The sequence below is a fragment of the Rhodoferax sp. genome, from assembly GCF_018063565.1.
Taxonomy (GTDB): domain Bacteria; phylum Pseudomonadota; class Gammaproteobacteria; order Burkholderiales; family Burkholderiaceae_C; genus Rhodoferax.
The window spans coordinates 1-2,882 of the sequence record NZ_JAGPBB010000185.1 but is presented as its reverse complement, the minus strand read 5'-3'; the positions used below and the strand labels follow the sequence as shown (position 1 = coordinate 2,882).

General features: G+C 58.6%; 3 protein-coding genes and 1 pseudogene. 2 read left to right on the top strand and 2 right to left on the bottom strand.

Features of this window, described 5'->3' with window-relative positions; translation table 11 throughout:
- Positions 1 to 178: 178 nt before the first annotated feature.
- Positions 179 to 526, bottom strand: coding sequence for a 2Fe-2S iron-sulfur cluster-binding protein (locus tag KBF66_RS19400; RefSeq protein ID WP_296661387.1), 348 nt, complete (start codon positions 524 to 526; stop codon positions 179 to 181).
- A 150-nt stretch (positions 527 to 676) separates the two neighbouring features.
- Positions 677 to 1,063, bottom strand: a pseudogene (locus KBF66_RS19395) (nitrogenase component 1); the annotation flags it as partial.
- Between the two features lie 305 nt (positions 1,064 to 1,368).
- Between KBF66_RS19395 and KBF66_RS19390 the strand changes: the two are divergent.
- Positions 1,369 to 1,884, top strand: coding sequence for a DUF2062 domain-containing protein (locus tag KBF66_RS19390; RefSeq protein ID WP_296661385.1), 516 nt, complete (start codon positions 1,369 to 1,371; stop codon positions 1,882 to 1,884).
- A gap of 256 nt (positions 1,885 to 2,140) precedes the next feature.
- Positions 2,141 to 2,882 (top strand): phosphoenolpyruvate carboxylase (locus KBF66_RS19385; RefSeq protein ID WP_296661383.1); only part of this gene is annotated, 742 nt, incomplete at its 3' end.

Here is a 2,882-nt window from a genome sequence, read left to right as displayed (position 1 = left end):
AGGCGGCCAGCGGCGTGGCTGGCACCTGGCACCGCGCGCAGGATGGCCTGGCGGTTGGGGTGCTCGTCCATCGGCACCAGGTTGTTGGCTTCACGCACCCCGCCCAGACACACCCACCCATCAATGACCTCTACCTTGCGGCCATCCTGCGTGGTCTTGATGTAGGTGTTGTCCATGCTCAGAACTTGACCAGAATGTCTTCGTCGCGCACCACCATCTGGCAGGCCAGTCGCCATGGCGGCGGCAAGTCCTTGGTTTCGGCATCGGCAATCTGCTGCGCGGTGATCTTGCCGGCCAGCTTAAGCACCAGTTTTTCCTTTTCGGTCAAGGCCACACCGATGGGTGTATTGCCCGAAAGCACCGACACCTGCACCTGGCAGGAGCCGCATTCACCGTTTTCGCACTCTGAATCCAGGGGAATGCTGTTGGCCTTGGCCACTGACAGCAAGGTTTTGGTGTCACCCGCAACGGCATAGACCGTCACGTCTTTTTTCATGCGGGGAGAACTGAAAGTCACATTAGCCATGTTGGTCTCACTTGGTTTTTGGGGGACGCATTGAGGTGCTGCAGTCGCCGTAGCGAGCGGGTCGACCTTGCGTTGAAGCCCACAGCCGTACACCCGTACGGCGAGGACTGCAAACGCAAGATCGCCCGCGCAGTAGACGGACGCAGTGCCTCAGCGGATGATGTCGTAGCTGTAGTCGGTCTTGGCGATGTCCATGGTGTTGGCATCGAGTGCCTCAAAGAACTCGTCGAGCAAGGTGATCAGCACCCGCATGCCGCCGTCATAGCCCCAGGTGGGGAAACGGTGGTAGTGGTGGCGATCAAAAATCGGGAACACCATGCGTACCAGCGGTGTCTTGGTATCGCGCTCCAGGAATTTGCCGTAAGTGTTGCCAATCATGAAATCGACCGGCTCGGTGAACAGCAGCGAGCGCAGGTGCCACAGGTCGCGCTTGGGGTACGACTTGCAACCCTTGCCGTAGGGCGATGAGTCAAACAGCGCCTGCATCTTGATCTCCCACTCTTTGCCGCCATTGGTGGCCACCACGTGGGTCGGCTGAACCTTCGAAATAGAGATCAGAACGCCCCAAATGGGCATTCGGTTAGTGCGCCAGACAAAAGCCTCGGCGCACAGGCAGGACGAAAGTCTATCGAGAAATAATCATGTTTAATCTGAATTAATGATAATTTTGATTCGTAAAAAACAGAGTGTTTGAGCGGATTTTCCTGCTTCTCCTGAGGTCACAGACCCTGCATCATCGGCACCATCCAACAACGACGCATCCAACTTGCCGTGTTCCATGTCACTTCATTTTTCTGGCGCTGGCACTTGTCGCCACGCGCTCACGCCAGGCTGGAACGCCGATGAAAAGCACGGCTTCTGATTGGGCGGACCGGGTCCGCCAGGCACTGCCCAGCCGCAATGCATTGGCTGAACACCCGTGGCTTGCGCCATTTGCCAGCCGGTTGCTTGACCCGCAGCTGTGGCGGCCACAACATGAAGCGGTGGCGCGTGGTGTGGCGGTGGGCACGTTTTGGGCCTTTGTTTTGCCAGTGGCGCAAATTGTGGTGGCAACCGCGCATTGCACCTGGTGGCGCGCCAACATACCCGCGGCGGCGGCCATGACGATGGTGACCAATCCGCTGACGATTGGCTTCTGGCTTTGGCTGGCCTACCAAGCGGGCGTGCTGGTCATGGGCGAGCGTCTGGTTGCTGGGGCTGTGCCCAGTGAAGGCAGCGTGTCATGGTTGGCAGAGTTTGGCTGGCCCACCGTGCTGGGCATGGGCATGTTTGCGGTGGGTGGCGCGGCGCTGGGTTACGTGGGGGTCAAACTGATCTGGCGCTTGCGCATTTGGCTCAAGCGACGTGTGCGCCGGTAAGCGCTTGCCGAACCGGTTTGAAAACAATTTGAGCCGTCAACCAGCGGACAAGCCAATATCGCCTGCACGCTGGCCGGCTGCACGACCTGCAAACCTCGCTGACATCCGGCCCGGAACTTGTTCAGGTGATTGACCAAGCCGTGCTGGCAGTGCTGGCGCGATACCTGAATGCACCAGAAACACCACTTTAGCAACTATGCAAATAGTAGCTATCAGCGCTTATAACTAAAGGGCCACAGATCAATTTTGCATAAACATGGCACGTAGCCGACTGCGTTCCCGCCTGAATCAGCTCGTCGGCGATCCCAACGATGCCATTCACCCCTATCTTGATAGCCCTCAAAAGGATGCCAGCGTTTTGCTGCAGGACAAAATCAACAAAGACCTGCAATTTGTGCTCACCTGCTTGAGCGAAGTTCTGCAAGAACTCGGCCTGCAGCCGGTGGCCGCCCTCATTCCCTGGCGTGAGCCTGCTGCTGCGCCAGCGGTGCATCCGGTGTCGGTGGAACAGGCTTGCCAGCTGCACTCGATTGCGTTTCAGTTGCTTGGCATGGTTGAAGAAAACGCCGCAGTTCAGCTGCTCCGGATGATGGAGACCGCCAACGGCCCGTCCCACGAGCGGGGGCTTTGGGGCAACACGCTGATGCGCCTCAAGGCCGACGGGTTTGAGGAAGGCGCTATTGCCGCCAGTCTGGCTGCGGTGCACATCGAACCGGTGCTCACCGCCCACCCAACCGAGGCCAAGCGCTCATCGGTGATTGCCAAGCACCGCGCCATCTACCTGCTGTTGGTGAAAAACGAAAACCCGATACTGACCCCGTCAGAACGCCAGCAAAACCGCGATGAGATCAAGGAACTGCTGGAGCTGCTCTGGCGCACCGGCAACATCTATCTGGACAAGCCGGAACTGCGCTCGGAGCGCAGAAACGTCATCCATTACCTGAAAAACGTGTTCCCGCAAACCCTGCCGCTGCTCGACAACCGGCTGAAAGCGGCCT